This is a genomic window from Yoonia sp. (assembly GCF_014859355.1).
Lineage (GTDB): Bacteria > Pseudomonadota > Alphaproteobacteria > Rhodobacterales > Rhodobacteraceae > Yoonia.
The window spans coordinates 1-15,406 of the sequence record NZ_JACUUJ010000009.1; the positions used below are offsets into that span (position 1 = coordinate 1).

Annotated in this window: 18 protein-coding genes and 1 pseudogene; 7 read left to right on the top strand and 12 right to left on the bottom strand. The window is 59.8% G+C overall.

Features of this window, described 5'->3' with window-relative positions; translation table 11 throughout:
• A pseudogene (locus IBX59_RS05095) lies at positions 1-1,624 on the top strand (IS66 family transposase); the annotation flags it as partial.
• On the opposite strand, the gene IBX59_RS05100 reads toward IBX59_RS05095, so the two are convergent.
• Both IBX59_RS05100 and IBX59_RS05105 read right to left on the bottom strand, forming a co-directional pair.
• Positions 1,551-2,024 carry a hypothetical protein gene (locus IBX59_RS05100; protein ID WP_296373082.1) on the bottom strand — a complete coding sequence of 158 codons (474 nt, stop codon included), beginning with the start codon at positions 2,022-2,024 and terminating at the stop codon, positions 1,551-1,553. The pseudogene IBX59_RS05095 and the gene IBX59_RS05100 overlap by 74 nt on opposite strands.
• Positions 1,987-2,388, bottom strand: a complete 402-nt coding sequence (locus IBX59_RS05105; protein ID WP_296373084.1) for a hypothetical protein — start codon at positions 2,386-2,388, stop codon at positions 1,987-1,989. Before IBX59_RS05105 ends, IBX59_RS05100 begins: the two co-directional genes overlap by 38 nt.
• Positions 2,389-2,463: 75 nt before the next feature.
• Between IBX59_RS05105 and dusA the strand changes: the two genes are divergently transcribed.
• Positions 2,464-3,471 carry a tRNA dihydrouridine(20/20a) synthase DusA gene (dusA, locus tag IBX59_RS05110; protein WP_296373086.1) on the top strand — a complete coding sequence of 336 codons (1,008 nt, stop codon included), beginning with the start codon at positions 2,464-2,466 and terminating at the stop codon, positions 3,469-3,471.
• Between the two features lie 8 nt (positions 3,472-3,479).
• Positions 3,480-4,298, top strand: a complete 819-nt coding sequence (locus IBX59_RS05115; protein WP_296373088.1) for a sulfite exporter TauE/SafE family protein — start codon at positions 3,480-3,482, stop codon at positions 4,296-4,298.
• Here the strand turns inward: IBX59_RS05115 and IBX59_RS05120 are convergent.
• Positions 4,295-4,969, bottom strand: coding sequence for an HTH domain-containing protein (locus IBX59_RS05120; protein ID WP_296373090.1), 675 nt, complete (start codon positions 4,967-4,969; stop codon positions 4,295-4,297). The two genes, IBX59_RS05115 and IBX59_RS05120, sit on opposite strands and share 4 nt — an antisense overlap.
• A 205-nt stretch (positions 4,970-5,174) precedes the next feature.
• On the opposite strand from IBX59_RS05120, the gene IBX59_RS05125 reads away from it, so the two are divergent.
• From IBX59_RS05125 to IBX59_RS05140, 4 genes are read left to right on the top strand one after another with little or no spacing between them, the layout of a single operon-like run.
• Entirely contained in the window at positions 5,175-5,387 is a 213-nt protein-coding gene (locus tag IBX59_RS05125) for a twin-arginine translocase TatA/TatE family subunit (RefSeq protein WP_296373092.1), read from the top strand.
• Positions 5,388-5,414: 27 nt separating this feature from the next.
• Positions 5,415-5,849: a Sec-independent protein translocase protein TatB gene (gene tatB, locus IBX59_RS05130; RefSeq protein WP_296373094.1), complete on the top strand. Its 435-nt coding sequence runs from the start codon at positions 5,415-5,417 to the stop codon at positions 5,847-5,849.
• Positions 5,846-6,715, top strand: coding sequence for a twin-arginine translocase subunit TatC (gene tatC, locus IBX59_RS05135; RefSeq protein ID WP_296373096.1), 870 nt, complete (start codon positions 5,846-5,848; stop codon positions 6,713-6,715). Before tatB ends, tatC begins: the two co-directional genes overlap by 4 nt.
• A complete protein-coding gene (locus tag IBX59_RS05140) occupies positions 6,712-7,554 on the top strand; it encodes an ATP-binding protein (protein WP_296373098.1) in 843 nt (280 codons plus the stop codon). The genes tatC and IBX59_RS05140 overlap by 4 nt, the downstream gene beginning before the upstream one ends.
• A gap of 24 nt (positions 7,555-7,578) precedes the next feature.
• Here the strand turns inward: IBX59_RS05140 and IBX59_RS05145 are convergent, their stop codons facing one another.
• The 9 genes from IBX59_RS05145 to radA form a co-directional block, all read right to left on the bottom strand.
• Positions 7,579-8,805 (bottom strand): peptidoglycan DD-metalloendopeptidase family protein, encoded by a 1,227-nt coding sequence (locus IBX59_RS05145; protein WP_367119361.1) that lies wholly within the window; start codon positions 8,803-8,805, stop codon positions 7,579-7,581.
• A gap of 12 nt (positions 8,806-8,817) precedes the next feature.
• On the bottom strand, positions 8,818-9,459 hold the full coding sequence (locus tag IBX59_RS05150) for a protein-L-isoaspartate(D-aspartate) O-methyltransferase (protein ID WP_296373101.1): 642 nt from the start codon (positions 9,457-9,459) through the stop codon (positions 8,818-8,820).
• On the bottom strand, positions 9,456-10,241 hold the full coding sequence (gene surE, locus IBX59_RS05155) for a 5'/3'-nucleotidase SurE (RefSeq protein ID WP_296373103.1): 786 nt from the start codon (positions 10,239-10,241) through the stop codon (positions 9,456-9,458). The genes IBX59_RS05150 and surE overlap by 4 nt, the downstream gene beginning before the upstream one ends.
• A 115-nt stretch (positions 10,242-10,356) precedes the next feature.
• On the bottom strand, positions 10,357-11,001 hold the full coding sequence (locus IBX59_RS05160; RefSeq protein ID WP_296373104.1) for an SDR family oxidoreductase: 645 nt from the start codon (positions 10,999-11,001) through the stop codon (positions 10,357-10,359).
• A 46-nt stretch (positions 11,002-11,047) separates the two neighbouring features.
• Positions 11,048-11,308 carry a hypothetical protein gene (locus IBX59_RS05165; protein ID WP_296373106.1) on the bottom strand — a complete coding sequence of 87 codons (261 nt, stop codon included), beginning with the start codon at positions 11,306-11,308 and terminating at the stop codon, positions 11,048-11,050.
• Between the two features lie 92 nt (positions 11,309-11,400).
• On the bottom strand, positions 11,401-11,826 hold the full coding sequence (gene arsC, locus IBX59_RS05170; RefSeq protein ID WP_296373108.1) for an arsenate reductase (glutaredoxin): 426 nt from the start codon (positions 11,824-11,826) through the stop codon (positions 11,401-11,403).
• A gap of 3 nt (positions 11,827-11,829) precedes the next feature.
• Positions 11,830-13,290, bottom strand: a complete 1,461-nt coding sequence (gene purF, locus IBX59_RS05175; RefSeq protein WP_296373239.1) for an amidophosphoribosyltransferase — start codon at positions 13,288-13,290, stop codon at positions 11,830-11,832.
• Between the two features lie 130 nt (positions 13,291-13,420).
• Entirely contained in the window at positions 13,421-13,999 is a 579-nt protein-coding gene (locus IBX59_RS05180) for a CvpA family protein (RefSeq protein WP_296373113.1), read from the bottom strand.
• A gap of 21 nt (positions 14,000-14,020) precedes the next feature.
• The gene (gene radA, locus IBX59_RS05185; RefSeq protein ID WP_296373115.1) at positions 14,021-15,385 is read right to left on the bottom strand and encodes a DNA repair protein RadA; all 1,365 of its coding nucleotides are present in this window, start codon (positions 15,383-15,385) and stop codon (positions 14,021-14,023) included.
• Positions 15,386-15,406: the final 21 nt, after the last annotated feature.

Below are 15,406 nucleotides of genomic sequence, written 5' to 3' on the forward strand. Positions count from 1 at the left end.
CTGCCGTTCTGAAGGCAATGATCGCGATATTGCAGGCAGAAAACGCCAAGATATCTGCCACGCTGCGGGTTCATGACCAGTTGGTGCAGGCTCTGCGCCTACGGATCGCCAAGCTCCAAAAACTGGCCTTCGGCAAATCCTCGGAAAAAATCGAGCGCGAGATCGAGCAGCTGGAACTGGCGCTGGAAGACCTGTTGGTCGCGGTGGCCGAGGAAGATGACGCACCCATCAACGAAGGGCAGGAAGAACCGTCACCAGATGCTGCCGATGCGCCCGCTTTGCGTCGCAGGCCGCGTGTCGTGGATACGACCCCGCGCGAGCGCCGTGAACTGGACCCCGGTGCCTGCTGCCCGGACTGTGGCGGCGATCTGCGTGTGGTGGGCGAGGATGTCAGCGAACTGCTGGATATGATCGCTGCGCAGATGAAGGTGATCTGTTATCTGGCAGGTGATTGCGCAGCAATCTGCCGAGAAGACAGATCGCTCGGATCAAGAAGTCCTGTCGCCGCTGCGAGCGGATGGTGCAGGAGCCGGCCCCCAGCCGTCCGATCCCGGGCAGCATGGCGGGACCGAACCTGCTGGCGCATGTGTTGGTCTCGAAGTTCGACGATCATTTGCCTTTGTATCGCCAGCATGAGATCTTCGCCCGCATGGGGGCGGACATTCCCGAAAGCACGCTTGTTGGCTGGTGCGGGCGGGCCATGAAGACCCTGCAGCCGCTGATCGAACGGATCGAGGCCGATATTATGGGCAGCGACCTGCTGCACGCGGATGATACACCCATTCGGGTGCTGGATCGCAGCCTGCGCGACAAGGGGCTTGGCAAGGGTGTCAAGCAAGGCCGGATCTGGGCCTATGTGCGCGACCAGCGACCATGGGCGGGGGCATCGCCACCCGGTGCTGTCTATCGCTTTGCGCCAGACTGGAAGGAAGAGCACGTCCTTAGCCATCTGGCCGATGCGCGCGGCATCCTCCAAGCGGATGGTTACAAAGGCTATGCCAAGCTCTATGCGCCTGAACCCGGTGGCAAACCGCGCTTGCGCGAGGCGGCTTGTTGGGCGCATTTGCGGCGCGACTTCCACGACTTTTGGTCCTCAACCAAATCCGAGATCGCCCGCGAGGCGCTCGACCGGATCGGCAAGTTCTATGATATCGAGCGCGATATCAACGGCCAGTCCGCCGACATCCGCTATACGGCGCGCCAAAAGCTCAGCCAGCCCAAGGTGATGGCCTTCTTTGCCTGGTCTGAACAGCAGTTTCTGCGCATCCCCGGAAAAAGCGATCTGGCAAAAGCCTTCCGCTATGGCCTCGCCCGGCAGGAGGCCTTCAGCCTGTTTCTATCCGACGGGCGTGTGGCCATCGACAACAACCCGGCAGAACGTGCCCTGCGCCCGATTGGTATAGGACGGAAAAACTGGCTCTTCGCCGGCACAGATACCGGCGCGGAAACCCTCGCACGTGCGATGACCGTCATTGAAACCGCAAAGCTGAACGGCCTCGACCCGTTGGCCTACCTCGCTGACATCATCGACCGCATCCAAGATCACAAGATCAACAGGTTGGACGAATTACTGCCTTGGAACTGGTCGCAGCTGGCCACTGCAAAGGAAAATCAAGCCGCGTAAACTGCGGTATCAACGGGGCGGTTACCATTTGTCGCATTTTGACCGCGTTGAAATCTTCCCATGTGGTAAGGGTAATCTCTTCCTGTCGGCGGGTCGAAAAGATTGCAAATGCCATGATCTTGTGTATTGGCAAGGTGCGGGAGTCGCGGGCGCTGGCCTCTGCGAAATGGGTCATCAGGGCGTCCATTTCGGCAAGGCTGGGGCGTCGGTCGCGGCTGTTGGATTTGCCAGCCAGATCAAGTTGACGTGCCGCCGTCACACCGTCCGCGACCACATTGAGATCCAGATCATAGCCCCAAGCCGTGCGCCCCATCGACAGGGCGGCACTGAGGTGGCTGAGATAGTTCTGCACTGTTGACGGGCTACGCCCGCCACGGCGAAGGCCGCGGGCAAAGTCCACGATGTGTTTTGGCTGCAAATCTGATGTGTGGATGTCCGAGATCAATCGACCGGAGCACCTGTGTCTTCGTCCGGCTCATCCCACCTTCTTTCTCGCGGATGTAATCCTTGATGACGTCGCCCACCGTACCCACCTTGCGCTTTGCGGCCTCCAGCCCGCCCGGGGAATTCAGTTCTTTCTCACGGCGCTTCATCCATGATTCGGCTGTACTGCGGCGTTCAAAGGTTTCCGAGCTGCGATGGACGATCCGGCCTTTTGACTTTATAATGATCTGAACACGGTAAGCGGTCGTGACATCTGCCCGTTTGCGTTCGATGATTGTGCCCATTTTCGGTATTCCAAACGTGGTTTTTTGGTATTCCATGGCGTACCAGGGTGGATGTATCCGTCCAAATATGCCATTTCAGCCCCAAATGCGACGATGTGAGATCTAGTATATATGCTTGAAAAGCCAATAAAAAAATGGTTTGTCCACAACTCTCGCCTGAGCGTTGCACCGATGATGGATTGGACCGACAGGCATTGCCGATACTTTCATCGCCTGATGTCACAACATACGTTGCTTTACACCGAAATGGTGACAGCGCCGGCGGTGCTGCATGGCGACCGTGATAGGCTTTTGCATTTTGATCCTGCCGAACAGCCCGTGGCGTTGCAGCTTGGCGGATCTGACCCTGCGCAGTTGGCGCAGGCCACGCGCATTGCCGCAGATTTGGGCTATGCCGAGGTGAACCTGAACTGTGGTTGCCCGTCTGATCGGGTGCAATCGGGCAGTTTTGGGGCCGTGTTGATGGAAAACGCGCCATTGGTCGCGGATTGCGTGGCCGCGATGCGGGCCGCAACGGATGTGCCGGTGACGGTGAAATGCCGCATTGGCGTTGATGATCAGGATCCCGCGGTGGTCTTGCCCGATTTCATCGCGCGGGTGTCATCGGCAGGGGTGGACCGGTTATCCATTCATGCCCGCAAGGCGTGGCTGCAAGGGCTCAGCCCCAAGGAAAACCGCGATGTTCCGCCGCTGGATTACGATCTGGTGCTGGCGATGAAGGGGTTGTTTCCGCATCTGCATCTTTCTGTGAACGGCGGGATCACGACGCTGGATCAGGCGGTGGCGTTTCTGGATCGCGGGATGGATGGGGTCATGATTGGCCGCGCCGCCTATCACACGCCTGCCGATATCCTGCTGGATGCGGATGCGCGTATCTTTGGCGGTGGTTTGTCCCGCACGGCCGAAGATGTCGTGCATCTGATGATCCCCTATATCGAAAGCCATCTTGCCGAGGGCGGCAGGTTGGGCCAGATAACGCGGCATATGTTGGGGCTGTTTCAAGGGCGTCCCGGTGCGCGCGGCTGGCGGCGGCACCTGTCCGAACAGGCCCATGCCGATGGTGCAGGCCCGCAAGTGGTGCTGGATGCGCTGGATCACGTGACGCGGCTGGCCGCATAGGAGACTTTATGGATAACCTGTCGATGTTGGTCGCCATGGCGGCAATGCTGCTGGCTGTGGGGGCCTTTTCGGGTGTTCTGGCCGGGCTGCTGGGGGTCGGTGGCGGTATCATTCTTGTGCCTGCGTTTTTCCATGTTTTCAGCACGTTGGGCCATGACGGGCCGCAACTTATGCAGCTTTGCCTTGGCACCTCGCTGGCGACGATCATTGTGACATCGGTCCGGTCGGTGCTGGCGCATCACCGCAAGGGGGCGGTGGAATGGGATATCCTGAAAACATGGGCACCGGGGATCGTGATTGGTGCAGGGCTGGGTGTGTTGACCGCCGCTGCCCTGCGGTCAGAGGTGTTGCAGGTCATTTTCGCGGGGCTGGCGTTTGCGATCGGCATCTATATCACCTTTGGCCGGGCGGATTGGCGGTTGGGTGTGCAAATGCCACGTGGGGGCGTGCGGGCCACTGTGGCGCCGGTCATCGGCTTTCTGTCGGTTTTGCTGGGAATTGGTGGCGGGTCATTCGGGGTGCCGTTGATGACGCTTTACAATGTGCCCATTCACCGGGCCGTCGCCACTGCAGCCGGGTTTGGTGTGACAATTGCCGTGCCGTCGGTGATTGGTTTCATGCTGATTTCAGTCGAAAACGCCCCGCCGTTCAGCATTGGTGCGGTTAATCTGGTGGCCTTTGGGCTGGTGATTGCCATGACACTGATCACAGCCCCTTGGGGGGCTGCACTGGCGCACCGGTTGGACCCAAAGCCGCTCAAGCGGATATTCGGGGTGTTCCTGATCGTTGTGGCGTTGAACATGTTGCGCAAGGTCTTGGGGTATTAACGACCAGCCTGACCCTGCTGACGCGCGTTGAAATCTGTTAGGGATTTTCCTGCCTCGTTCACGAAAAGACTGGGCAGGATCCGCAGAGTGCTGATTGTATCCACGCGGATTTCATCAAAATCGCGGGATTTTTCGCACCAGACAACGCAGGTCCACAGCCGCCCCCAATAATCCAGTTGCAGCGGGCGCACCGTGCGTTCTGCACTGTTCATCGTCAGCGCCAGTTTCTGACGGGTGCGGATCGCCTGCCGCAGGCTGGGCAAGTGCTGAAACCCGCGCGCGGCATCGGCAAAGGGATAGACGGCCAGCCCGTAACCCTGCGGCGCGCGGCTGCGGTTTTCGGGCATCACGGCATCCAGTTTCGCCGACAGGCGCGCTGCGGCGGCTGACAATTCCGCGTCGGCGCCTTCACGCACGGCCAAAAGGCCCAGATGCAGCGCCTCGACCTCTGTCATGGTCAGGTTCAGCGGTGGCAGGGTGATCGCGGCGGTGACACGATAGCCAACGCCGCGTTCGCCTTCGATCGGGACGCCAGACGCGGCCAGCGTTTCCATATCGCGGTAGATTGTGCGCAAGGACACATCGGTCGCCGCGGCAAGGTTGGCTGCCTTGTGCAATGTCCCGTCGCGCAGGATCTGGATCAGTTGCATCAATCGGTCGGCGCGGCGCATATGATTCCTTTCAGGTTGTGACAAGTTTTGCCAATTTTCTGACAACTGACAAGTTATTGACATTTACTATCATAAACCCTTGCAAAAAAGGGTGATTTGAACATGTGTGACTGTGTTTTATATCTTCCCTTGGGGGGGCGGCAGGACTATTTGTCAAAACACAGAATGATAGATGGCGGGCCAATCCCCATCAGAGGAGATAGAAATGCTCAACAATATCGGTCTTCCCGGCCTTCTCTTGATTGCAGTCGTGGTGCTTGTCCTGTTCGGGCGCGGCAAGATTTCCAGCCTGATGGGCGAAGTCGGCAAAGGCATTACCGCGTTCAAAAAAGGCGTGGATGACGGCAAGAAAGAATTGGACGACAGCATGGCTGACGCCCGTGACGTGACACCCGAAAACGAAAAAGACAAAGCCTGAACCGGCGTTTTATAAGGTAATCTGCGGATGTTCGGCCTTGGCATGAGCGAAATGGTGCTGATCGGCATCGTGGCCCTGATCGTGATCGGGCCAAAAGATTTGCCGGGCATGTTCCGCACGATGGGGCAGTTCACTGGCAAGGCCCGTGGCATGGCGCGTGAATTTTCCCGCGCAATGGAATCCGCCGCCGACGAAGCGGGCGTCAAGGATATGGCCAAGACGCTGAAATCAGCAGCGAACCCGCAGAAATTTGGCGTTGATAAGCTGAAAGAGGCCACGGGCATGACCAAAGGCCCGGCGACCCAAGCTCTGTCCGAGGAACGCGAGGCGGCTAAAAAGAAGATGAGCGAAGGCATGGCCAAGGCCGCAACTGACCGCAAGGCCCGCGAGGCCGCCGCCGAAACGGCTGCTTCCGTCCCGGCCGAGGCAACCCCCGAAACGCCGCCCAAAGGTGACGCATGAGTGCCTCTGACGATCTGGAAGACAGCGCCGCGCCGCTGATCGAACATCTGACCGAACTGCGCAGCCGGCTGATCAAGGCCGTGCTGGCATTCATCATCGGGATGGTGATCTGTTTCACCATCTGGAACCCGGTTTTCAACTTTCTGACTTATCCGTTGTGCGATGCGCTGGCGTCGCGCGGGCAAAGCTGTGATTTGCAGTTTATCGCATTGGAAGAAGGTTTCTTTGTCGCGATTTCCATCTCGCTTTTGGGTGGATTGGCGCTGGGTTTTCCGTTTATTTCCTATCAATTGTGGCGTTTCGTGGCACCGGGGCTTTACAAGTCCGAAAAGGGCGCGTTCCTGCCGTTTCTGGTGGCGTCGCCCTTTATGTTCTTTCTGGGCGCGGCATTTGCCTATTACATCATTACGCCGCTGGCCTTTGGGTTCTTCCTTGGGTTCCAACAACCCGGATCGTTGTTTGAGGGCACAGACAGCAGCACGCAGGCGGCGGGGATCCTGTTTCAGGGGTCGGCCAAGGCCTATCTGAATTTGACGATCAAATTCATCGTGGCCTTTGGGCTGTGCTTCCAACTGCCAGTTCTGCTGACCCTGATGGGCAAGGCAGGGCTGGTTTCGGCACGTGGCCTGCGCGGCACGCGTAAATATGCGATGGTCGGCATCCTGATCGTGGCCGCCCTTGCCACGCCGCCCGATGTCATTAGCCAGGTGATCCTGTTCGTTGTGGTTTACGGCCTTTACGAGGTGTCGATCCAACTGGTCGCCCGTGTGGAACGGATCCGCGAGGCAAAACTGCGCGCAGAGGGCCTGTGGGATGATGACCTGCACGGCGACGGCGCGATGGATGACGAGGACCACAAGGCGTGACCAGGAAAACCCTGCGCCGCATCGCCGAGGCGTTAGAGCGGATGAACCCAGCGCCGGCAAAAGCCCCGGATCTTACGGCAGCTTCTGCCTTTATCTGGCATCCTGATCCGGATCGTCTGGTGCCGGTGCAACGGGTCAACCGCGTGAACGTCGATCTGTTGGTGGGCGTGGACCGGTCGCGCGACACGCTGATGGGCAATACCGCACAATTCGCGCGCGGCCTGCCTGCCAATAACGCCCTGCTCTGGGGCGCGCGGGGCATGGGAAAATCAAGCCTTGTCAAGGCAGTGCACGGCGCTTTGCAGGTGGAATATCCGGGCCTGAAAATGGTCGAGGTCCAGCGCGAGGATTTGCCAACTATTGGCCGTTGCCTGAACCTGCTGCGCGGTGCGCCTGAACGCTTTATCCTGTTCTGCGATGATCTGTCTTTCGGCCATGACGATGCGCATTACAAATCGCTCAAGGCCGTGCTGGATGGCGGGATCGAAGGGCGGCCGGATAATGTGGTGCTTTATGCAACGTCGAACCGCCGCCACCTGATGCCCCGTGACATGATCGAAAACGAACGCTCCAACGCCATTTCCCCCGCCGAAGCGGTCGAGGAAAAAGTATCGCTGTCGGATCGTTTCGGGCTTTGGCTTGGCTTTCATCCCTGCGATCAGGATCAGTATCTGGCGATGATCCGCGGGTATTGCGATGCGCACGGCGTGAATATCGACGACGCCACCCTGCGGGCCGAGGCGATCGAATGGCAGGCCACGCGTGGCAGCCGGTCAGGCCGCGTGGCGTGGCAATATTTTACCGATCTGGCAGGCAGGCGGGGAGTGTCGATCGGGTAAGGTGGGTCATGATCCACCCTACATTCAGGGCAGGAAATCCGTCGGATCGACGCTTTGCAGCCCACGGCGCACTTCGAAATGCAGGAATGACGGATCGCTGGCGCGGATCTTGCCAATCGTCTGGCCACGCGAAACCGTGTCACCCCTGTTTACCGTCAACCTGTCGATATTGGTATAGACTGTCAGCAATCCGTCGCTGTGTTTGACCACTACAATCGCCACGCCGCTGGTGTTGGTTGTGACGGCAGCGACTTCGCCTGCATCGGCGGCTTTGACATCGGTGCCGGCAGGGGCCGCGATATCAATTCCTTCGTTCGTGCCGGGGGCGTAACCGCGGAAAATGCTGCCCTGCACCGGTTGGCTGAACCTTGCTGATGATGCGGCACTGGGCGCGCCAAGATCGGGCGCTGGCGGGGTGGCGCTGGCGGGTAGGGGGGCTGACGGCGTTTCATTGGGAAGTGGCGTTGCCGCGCTGGGGGGCACGGGCGTGACCGACCCCGCGCCGGGAGCCTCGATGGGGCGGGGGGGCGGCGCGCCTGTCTGACCCTGCGGGATCAGCAGGAACTGCCCTGTCCGCACTGTGAATTCGCTGTCCAGCCCGTTCCATTCGGCAATCGTGCGCACCGGCACGTTATAAAGCCGCGACAGGGCGAAAACGGTTTCACCGCGCTGCACCTGATGGCGGATCGGCTCTGGTTGTGCCGGTGTTGCGGCGATGGGGGCCGCCGTTGCCGCAATCGGATCAAGCGGCGTGGCTGTGACGACCGTATTGCTGGCACCGGCACGATCAAGGGCACCCGTCGCAACTGCCGCGATATCAAGCGGCTGACCTGTCACGGTGTTTGCAGTCGCAGCGGGGTCGCTCAGCCGGGTTGGCAGGGCAATCACCTCATCCCGCCGCAAGATCACATCGGGTTCGATCCCGTTGTAGGCGGCCAGTTCGTTCACATCCAGCCCAAGCCGAATGGCAATGCCTCGGATCGTGTCATTCTGACGGGCGACGACGACCTGATAGGTTGGATAGGAAATGACACCGCGCGCATCGGGGCGCGGACGGTTGGGCATGTCGCGCACCGCCCCGCTGGTGTCAAAACCGTTGCTTATCCCGCGCAGGTCTGGATCGAAATCCGCACAAGCGCCAAGCGCGATCAGCGCCACACTGGCCAGAAACACTGTCTTTGTCGGTGTCTTTTGCCCTTGGGCCATCTTGCCGCTCCTCTTTTGTAGCCGCCCCTTGTTGGCCGGGGTCATGCTTTTGCCTGTCTAGTCTTGCCCTAACCCTTCTAGCAAGGGCACAAAACGCACCGGGCGTAATTCGTCATAGTCAAAGCCGCCTTCGTGTCGGGTGACGCGGATCAGGCTTTGCACTGTATCCGACTGACCGACTGGCAGCACCATGATACCCCCGATCCGCAATTGCGCCAAGAGGGGGCCTGGCGGGTCTTCTGCGGCGGCGGTCAGCAAAATCCGGTCAAACGGGGCCTGTTCGGCAAACCCATAGCTGCCGTCGGCGGTAAATGCGGTGATATTGGCAATGTTGTCCGCCTCAAAGATCGCGCGTGCCGCATGCACAAGCCTTCGGTAACGGTCCACCGTATAGACGCGGCGGGCCAGTTTACTGAGGATCGCCGCCTGATAGCCTGATCCGGTGCCAATTTCCAGAACCTTGTCGCGCGGCGTGATCTGAAGCGCCTGTGTCATGATCCCGACGATCGAAGGCTGGCTGATCGTCTGCCCGCAGGCGATTGGCAGCGGCATGTCCTCATATGCGCGGTCGGCGAATGTGCCGCGCACGTAATCGGCGCGGTCCACCTGTTCCATCGCAGTCAACACGCGGGCGTCAGTCACGCCCTTGCTGCGCAGCGCGTAAAGGAACTGCATTTTGGTGGCCGCATCATAGGTCAATTCAGTGCATCCTGCAGGATGGCAACCATGTCGTAATCGGTCAGGTCCACGCGCATCGGCGTGATCGAGATATATCCATCCAGATTGGCCGCTGCATCGGTGCCGGGGGCAGTGGGTTCGTGCTGGGGGCCGCCACGCAGCCACAGGAACTTGCGCCCCGTGGGTGATGTCTGTGCCTCGGCGCGGAACCTTGTGTTCAGCCGGAAACCTTGGGTCGTTGCGGCCATACCCTTGACCTGTGCGGCCGGAACCGGCGGAAAATTGACGTTATAGAAAATCTGGTAATCTGCATCATCCCATAATTGATCTTGCAACAAGGCCCGCACAGTGGCCGCACCGTGGATCGTGGCTGCCTCGAACGGGTCATCAAGATCCTTGTTGTCATCGCCAAAGAACTGCGACAACGCAATCGACCGCACGCCTTGCAGCGCGCCTTCGATGCAGGCGCCGACAGTCCCGGAATACAGCGTGTTTTCCGCAGCATTATTGCCCCGGTTCACGCCAGACAGGATCAGGTCGGGGGGCGCATCCTTCATCACGTCATAGATGCCGGCCATCACGCAATCGGCGGGTGATCCTTCGGCAGCAAAGCGCCGCGCGCCCAGTTCGGCGATCATCGTCGGGCGGGCGTAGCTGATGCAGTGGCCAACGCCGGATTGTTCGAACGCGGGGGCCACTGTCCACACTTCGCCATAGGGCCCCGCAATATCCTGTGCGATTGCCGTCAGCACCTTTAGCCCCGGTGCATTGATCCCGTCGTCATTGGTGATGAGAATGCGCATGAAATGCCCTTTTTTGCTAGTTTGTAACTAGGCGAGCTGGCCGTTTGCGGCAAGCCGGCGTGCGCTGGTTCCTGTGGCCTTTTTGCCAATGTGGCGCAAAGGACTCAGAACCGGGCTAGGCCTGCAGGATTTGTGGCAGCAGGCGCGCCGCCTCGGTGGCTGGGTCGGTCAGGGCGCTGCGGTCTTCGCCGGGGTAGAACCGCGCGCGGGTGGCTGTGGGCATCGGGGCCGGTTCCAGAATTGTGACCTTGGGCCCGGTTCGCTGGCTTTCGGCCTGCCAGCTGCGCGCGAGCGCGATCTGCGCGGCTTTGGTGGCCCCATAGGCCCCGAAAAACTGCGCCCCGCCCCGCGGGTCATCAAAAAAGACGGCGTGCCCGCCTTGCCCCAGTAACGGGCCGACATAAGAAATCAGCCGTGCCGTGGCTTCGACATTGATTGCGATAGATTTGGCAAGGTCTTTGGGGCCGATATGTCCGGCAGGGGCCAGGGGGGCCGCATGGACGGCGGTATGCAGCCACAGATCAAGCTTGCCCCAGCGGTCAAAAATCCCCCGGCACAACTGTTGCATTGCGGCATCGACGGTGATGTCCATCGGCGCCAGTGTCGCCTGACCGCCAAGCCCCTGAATGGCGTCATCAAGTTCTTCCAGCGCGCCGACCGTTTTGCCAACAGCGACGATGTGATGCGTCGGCACCAGCGCCTTAGCCAAAGCCGCGCCCAAGCCCCGAGAGGCACCCGTGATCAATGCAATCTGTGTCATACGCGCGCTGATGTGCCGAACCGGAGACAAGGTCAAGAGGGTGTTGTCACTGCCCCGGCACCGCAAGCGCGTGGCTGGTTCCCGTCTGGTCCACCAGCATCACGGTCGCCGCGCTGATCGCTGTGACCGTCACCCCCAGCACCGCAGTCCCCGGTGTGGCACGTGCGATCTGGCCGTTTGATGACCGCAGCAATGCCGCAGGTCCGTCTTGCAAGGTAAAAATCCCGATCAAAGTCAGGCCATTGAGGGGCAGGGCCCCGGGCAAGGTTGCACGTTCGGCGACGCAGGCGGGTGTTGTTTGTGACATGAAATTTAACTGCTCTGCACTGTTCTCAGCGCCTTTGCCAGACCTGACGGCGAAACAAAACCCGCCTTGAATCACCGGGACGTCGATCGGCGTTAATACGCCGGTGGCGCACCGTTGACGTCCAGTATCAGCGTGCCGTCTTCTTCAAAAAGCGGAAGGGTCGGTGGGGTTTCCAAAAGGGCTAGCACGGCCTCGGACGGGCGGCACAGGGCCACGCCTTTGGGGCTACAGACAATGGGGCGGTTTACCAGCACGGGATGGGCCACCATGGCATCCAGCAGCGCATCATCGCTGACCGCGGGGTCCAGCAGGCCCAAATCGGCGGCGGGTGATTTTGATGTCCGCAGGGCGGTCCGCGGTGTCAGTCCGGCTGCGGCGAACAGGCCCAGCAATTGCGGCCGGCTCCAGCCGGTTTGCAGATAGTCAATCACAGTGGGTGCAGCGCCCGTCGATTGGATGATCGCCAAGACATTGCGCGAGGTGCCGCATGCAGGATTATGATAGATGACGGTCGTCAAGGGTTATTCCGCCGCCGTTTTTGCTTGAAACCCTTTTTCGATCATATCCGATGGCGCGACGGGGTATTCACCCGAAAAACACGCATCACAATAGGCCGGTGACTTATTGTTGCGCCCTTCGGCCACGCCGACAGCACGGTAGAGCCCATCGAGCGAGATGAATTTCAGGCTGTCCACCTGCAAGTGATCGCGCATTTCGTCTTCTGTCATGGTTGCGGCCAAAAGCTTTTCACGCTGGGGCGTATCTACCCCGTAAAAACAGGGCCATGCGGTTGGTGGGGACGCGATGCGAAAATGCACCTCTGCGGCACCGGCATCAAGGATCATTTCCTTGATCTTGCGGCTGGTCGTGCCACGCACCACGCTATCGTCAACCAGGATGACGCGCTTGCCCTTGATCAAGGCGCGGTTCACGTTCAGTTTCAGCCGCACACCCATGTTGCGAATGCTTTCCGACGGTTCGATAAAAGTGCGCCCCATATATTGGTTGCGGATGATCCCCATGGCATAAGGAATGCCCGATTGCAGCGAATATCCGATTGCGGCAGGTGTGCCACTATCGGGGACGGGGCACACCAAATCGGCGTCAACCGGCGCTTCCTTTGCCAGTTCCCGGCCGATGTTTTCGCGAGTTTCGTAAACCGACCGCCCACCCAGAATACTGTCAGGGCGACTGAAATAGACGTGTTCAAAGATGCAGAACCGCGAGTTGGCCTTTCGGAACGGAAAGTGGCTTTCGACGCCATCGGCGTTGATCACCACCAGTTCACCGGGTTCGATTTCGCGGATCAGTTCCGCGCCGATGATATCCAGCGCGCAGGTTTCCGAAGCCAGCACCCACCCATCGCCCAAACGGCCCAGCACCAGCGGGCGCACGCCCAGCGGGTCGCGGCAGCCGATCAGTTTCGTGCGGGTCATGGCGACGATGGAAAACGCGCCCTCGACCTTGCGCAATGCCTCTTCCATGCGGTCAACGATGGACCGTCCCATGGACCGCGCCATCAGGTGGATGATGCATTCACTGTCGGATGAAGACTGAAAGATCGACCCGCGCTCGATCAATTCGCGGCGCAACCGCAGGGCGTTGGTCAGATTACCGTTATGCGCAATCGCTGCGCCGCCCATTGAAAATTCGCCAAAAAAAGGCTGCACATCGCGGATTGCGGTTTGCTGGCTTTTGTCGCCGGCCGTGGAATAACGCACATGCCCGATACCGATCGGGCCGGGCAGGCGGGCCATCATGCTGGCTGATGTAAAGTTGTCGCGCACAAGACCCATGCGGCGGGCCTGATGGAACCCGGTCTCCGGGTCATGTGTGACGATGCCGCCCGCCTCTTGCCCGCGATGTTGCAAGGCATGCAGGCCAAGGGCTACAAAGTTCGACGCGTCGGTCACGCCAACCACGCCAAAGACGCCACATTCCTCCCGCAGTTTATCATCGTCGAATGGATGGGCAGGGGGCATGTCTGGGAACAAGGGAAAGCTCCGAATCCGAGGGGTTAAGCTGCCCCCTCCTTAATCCGTCAGAAGCGGCGAGTCACGAAAGGATCAACCCAACCTGGCCAAAACAGGCCCATCGCGCCCGTGACGGGGGTTATTGCAGCACGGGTTGGGCGGCAGGTTCTCCACAGGTGTCAACCAACTGCTGATATTGCTGCGTAATCCAGCCGAGCGCCTGTTCGGGGTCTTGAGCTTCGATCCGCGCTGTCAGTTCGGCAAAAACACTCGCCGAGCGGCTGTTGTCGATCTGCGCCAAAGCCTGACCAGAAAAGACGGTATCATAAACGAAGAAAGCCAAGGCAATTAAAAGGATGCCGCGCAATACGCCGAACATGAAGCCTGCCGCCTGATCCACCCCGCCAAGCGCAGAGCGTTGCACCACCGTCGAAAACAATGGTGTAAAGATCGACACCACGACAAGTGCCACCGCAAAAACAGCAGCAAAGGCAGCGATAATGGCCAATTCGCAGCTATCACCAATAAAATCGCCCAGCACAGGGATCTGGCGCACCAGCGGTTCCACTTGATCAGCTAACAAAAAGGCCACAACCGTCGCGCCGATCCACCCCAGAATGGCCATGGTTTCGCGCACAAAACCCCGACTATAGGCCAGCACGCCCGATATAACGATAATGACCGCGACGCCTGCGTCAACCAGTGTGAAACCGTCCATGGTCTGTCTCCTGCGATGGCGCTAACGGGCGCCAAATAAATCTTCTACAAAACCGGACAGATCCTGCGATTCTCGCAAGTTGATGCCGGTCGCCGCAGGTTTTTTCGCCTGCCGGGGTAACAACGCCGATGTAAAACCAAGTTTTTGGGCTTCTTTCAATCTATTTTCCGTTTGCACCACCGGACGCAACGCCCCCGACAGGCTGATTTCCCCAAATACCACCGCCTCTGACGGCAAGGCTGCGTCTTCGCGCGCTGACACAAGTGCCGCGGCAACGGCGAGGTCGGCTCCGGGTTCACTGATGCGCAACCCCCCTGCAACGTTAAGATAAACATCCAATCCGGTGAAGGGCACACCGCAGCGGGATTCCAGCACCGCAAGGATCATGGCCAACCGCCCACCGTCCCACCCGACGACCGAACGGCGCGGTTGGCTGTGTGGCGAAGGTGCCACAAGTGCCTGTATCTCGCAGAGCATGGGGCGGGTGCCTTCGATGCCGGCGAACACCACTGAACCGGGGGCAGGGGCGCCGCGTTCCGACAAAAACAAGGCCGAGGGATTCTTGACCTCTGCCAGTCCCTTGCCCGTCATTTCAAACACGCCGATTTCATCGGCGGGGCCAAAGCGGTTCTTGACCGATCGCAGGATGCGAAACTGATGCCCGCGTTCGCCTTCGAAATACAGCACCGTATCGACCATATGTTCAACAACGCGGGGGCCAGCGATGGTGCCATCCTTGGTGACATGGCCCACCATGATTACCGACATTCCGTTGCGTTTTGCAAAGGTGGTCAGTTCATGTGCGGATGATCGCACCTGACTGACGCTGCCCGGCGCGCTGTCCACGTTGTCGGCCCACATGGTCTGGATCGAATCGATAATCGCCAGATCTGGTTGTTCCGCCTCTAGCGTGGTCAGGATATCGCGCAGGTTGGTTTCCGCGGCCAGCCGCACCGGGCTTTTCTCCAGCCCCAGACGCCGGGCGCGCATTTGCACCTGTGCGTTTGATTCCTCGCCTGAAATATAGATGACCTTTAGGCCGTTACGGGCGAATCTTGCAGCGGCCTGCAACAGCAAGGTGGATTTTCCGATGCCCGGATCACCCCCCACCAGCAGCGCCGATGCCTTGACCAGCCCGCCCCCCAGCACGCGGTCCAGTTCGCCTACACCGGCCTGCGTGCGGGGTGGTTCGGGTTCTTGCGTGTCAAGGTCGGTCAGGGGGATGGTCTTGCCGCGCATGCCACCCAGCGTCTTGCCTTTGGGGCCGCGCGACAGCGCCTTGTCTTCGGTGATGGAATTCCACGCGCCGCAGGCATCGCACCGCCCCGACCATTTGCCAAACGACGCACCACATTCATTGCAGGAAAAGGAAAGATCTTTCGCCATGTTCACCTTTTGGACCAAATT

What these genes read in the sequence shown, in the direction of transcription:
- IBX59_RS05105 (WP_296373084.1), bottom strand. Translation starts at nt 2,388, where the DNA reads ATGGAATACCAAAAAACCACGTTTGGAATACCGAAAATGGGCACAATC.
- purF (WP_296373239.1), bottom strand. Translation starts at nt 13,290, where the DNA reads ATGCCCCCTGCCCATCCATTCGACGATGATAAACTGCGGGAGGAATGT.
- IBX59_RS05115 (WP_296373088.1), top strand. Translation starts at nt 3,480, where the DNA reads ATGGATAACCTGTCGATGTTGGTCGCCATGGCGGCAATGCTGCTGGCT.
- IBX59_RS05145 (WP_367119361.1), bottom strand. Translation starts at nt 8,805, where the DNA reads ATGACCCCGGCCAACAAGGGGCGGCTACAAAAGAGGAGCGGCAAGATG.
- IBX59_RS05165 (WP_296373106.1), bottom strand. Translation starts at nt 11,308, where the DNA reads ATGTCACAAACAACACCCGCCTGCGTCGCCGAACGTGCAACCTTGCCC.
- radA (WP_296373115.1), bottom strand. Translation starts at nt 15,385, where the DNA reads ATGGCGAAAGATCTTTCCTTTTCCTGCAATGAATGTGGTGCGTCGTTT.
- IBX59_RS05125 (WP_296373092.1), top strand. Translation starts at nt 5,175, where the DNA reads ATGCTCAACAATATCGGTCTTCCCGGCCTTCTCTTGATTGCAGTCGTG.
- IBX59_RS05180 (WP_296373113.1), bottom strand. Translation starts at nt 13,999, where the DNA reads ATGGACGGTTTCACACTGGTTGACGCAGGCGTCGCGGTCATTATCGTT.
- tatB (WP_296373094.1), top strand. Translation starts at nt 5,415, where the DNA reads ATGTTCGGCCTTGGCATGAGCGAAATGGTGCTGATCGGCATCGTGGCC.
- tatC (WP_296373096.1), top strand. Translation starts at nt 5,846, where the DNA reads ATGAGTGCCTCTGACGATCTGGAAGACAGCGCCGCGCCGCTGATCGAA.
- IBX59_RS05160 (WP_296373104.1), bottom strand. Translation starts at nt 11,001, where the DNA reads ATGACACAGATTGCATTGATCACGGGTGCCTCTCGGGGCTTGGGCGCG.
- surE (WP_296373103.1), bottom strand. Translation starts at nt 10,241, where the DNA reads ATGCGCATTCTCATCACCAATGACGACGGGATCAATGCACCGGGGCTA.
- IBX59_RS05120 (WP_296373090.1), bottom strand. Translation starts at nt 4,969, where the DNA reads ATGCGCCGCGCCGACCGATTGATGCAACTGATCCAGATCCTGCGCGAC.
- dusA (WP_296373086.1), top strand. Translation starts at nt 2,464, where the DNA reads ATGCTTGAAAAGCCAATAAAAAAATGGTTTGTCCACAACTCTCGCCTG.